Source organism: Clostridioides sp. ZZV15-6597, from assembly GCF_020657815.1.
Lineage (GTDB): Bacteria > Bacillota > Clostridia > Peptostreptococcales > Peptostreptococcaceae > Clostridioides.
In genome coordinates this window covers 1-2,400 of record NZ_JAGWCT010000207.1, presented here as the reverse complement: position 1 = coordinate 2,400, position 2,400 = coordinate 1, and the positions used below count along the sequence as shown (strand labels likewise).

Annotated in this window: 1 protein-coding gene; it reads left to right on the top strand. The window is 23.6% G+C overall.

Going from position 1 to position 2,400, the window contains the following annotated elements:
* Positions 1-445: 445 nt before the first annotated feature.
* A partial coding sequence (locus tag KGF52_RS20840; RefSeq protein WP_227841495.1) for a sigma 54-interacting transcriptional regulator occupies positions 446-2,400 on the top strand: 1,955 nt, incomplete at its 3' end.

The window sequence follows — 2,400 nt, the reverse complement described above, 5'->3', positions numbered from 1 at the left end:
ATATAATTCTATATTTATGAAATTGTATTATCAATAGAATTTGTTAAAATAAATTTTTTAGATGTATATTATAATTTAATCGAATAGAAATGAAAAATATACATACATTTTGAATTTTAAGCAACACTTAGGGGGATTTGGTGACAAGATTTAATTATAAGGAAGAAGGTTTCTATGTATGATTCTCAAAAAATCATATCTAGGCACCTTCTTTTTTGTATAAAACTCTATTAAACTTAAAAGGTTAGATATAAAATTATTGATGTTACATAAAAAAGATATTAAAATTAAATTATTTTATAGTATTAATAATGTTGAATAGTTTAGGGATTAATATTGTATAAGTTTTGTACCATTTTAGATACAATGAGATATATTGATTATGGAAATAACCTTCCTGTAAATATTATTAAAAACTATTTATTATATAAATAAGGAGAAATCAATGAAAAAATCAGTAGCTTTGATAAATGATAGCAGAAAAGATTTAATAGATTTTTTGGAAAATAACTTAAAGTTAGTTTTTGGAGATTACATAAAAATTAACAGATATTTTATAAATGAAATAAATGATGATGATATTATAAACGATGACGTAATATTAGTAATGTCTGTAGAGAGATTAGATAAAATTATAAATAATATATTGGACAAGAAAAAAGTTATTGTAATAAGAAGAACTTTTAAGGAAGATAAGGTATATGATTTATTATCCTTACCACAAGGTACAAATGCTTTAATTGTAAATGATTCTGATGAAACTACTTTAGAGACTATAAGCTTATTTTATAAGATTGGAGTAACTAATATCAGACCAGTTCCATATATGAACGAAAATAATTATAAAGATATAAAGATAGCTATAACTCCAGGAGTTCCAGAAAAAGTCCCTAGTTTTATCTCAGATATTTTTGATTTAGGTCATAGATATATAGATATTTCTACATTTATAGAAATAATAAACTTATTACAAATCGATTCAAAAGAAATACAATCTAATCTAGTTAAATACTCAGAAGAAATAATAAGTTTAGACACAGGTATAAAAGATAAATATAAGGAACTGTTTTTAAAGATAGAAGAATTAGATACAATATTGAACTTATCAAAAGATGGAATATTATTTACTTCAAAAGATGGTGTAATAAATACATATAATAGTAAAGTAAAAGACATCTTAAATATAAAAGAAGATATCTATGGTAAACATATTGAAGAAGTGTTTATAGATAGTTTAAAGGTTTTATTAAATGAAAAAGAGATATTGGACAAGGTTGTTATATTTGATAAAAAGTATATAAATGTAAATAAAAAAAACATATACAATAAAGATGAAAAAATGGGTACATATTACAGTTTACAAGAAATAACATACATAAAAAAGCTAGAACAAAATTTAACTAAAAAATTAAGAGAAAAAGGACAAATAGCAAAATATACATTCAAAGATATAAAAACAAATAGCCCAAAGATGCTTGAATGCATAGATTTAGCTAAAAAAGTTTCTAAATCTGATTTAAGTATACTTATTAGAGGTGAAAGTGGAACTGGTAAAGAACTCATAGCCCAATCTATACACAATAATTCAACTAGAAAAAATCAGCCATTTATAGCAGTAAATTGTGCAGCTGTTCCCGAAAACTTACTAGAAAGTCAGTTATTTGGATATGATAAAGGTACTTTTACTGGTGGTCTAAAAGAAGGAAAACAAGGATTATTTGAGCTAGCAAACAATGGAACTATATTCTTAGATGAAATTGGCGACATGCCCTTAGAACTACAAACAAAGCTCCTTAGAGTTCTTCAAGAAAAACAAATAATGCCTGTCGGTTCTCATAATATAATTAATATAGATGTTAGAATCATATCAGCTACTAATAAAAATCTAGAACAAATGATTGATAATAGTAAATTTAGAGAGGATTTATATTATAGATTAAATACAATTCCAATAAATATACCTCCTTTAAGGGAAAGAAAAGAAGATATTTTAATTATTATGGAAGATTTAATTAATAAAAAGTTATTGATTACACCAGAAGCAAAAGAGCTTCTACAAAACTATAAATGGAAAGGTAATATAAGAGAACTCCAAAATGTAACATCTTATTTAAATATTATGTGTGATGATATTGTACTTGAAAAGGACTTACCTCCAAACTTAAGAACTTTAGATAATAAGAATTCCCCATTAAAACTAAAGTATAATAAAAATGATATTTTAAATATACTAGAAGTGTTAATCTTAAATAAAGAATCAGATGTTGGTATTGCTAGAGGACTAATTTTACAAAGATTACTAGATAAAAATATTCAAATTACTGAAGGGAAAATAAAAAAAATATTTGAATATCTAAAAAAAGAAGAATTTATAATTTGTAATTCAGGAAGATATGGAAG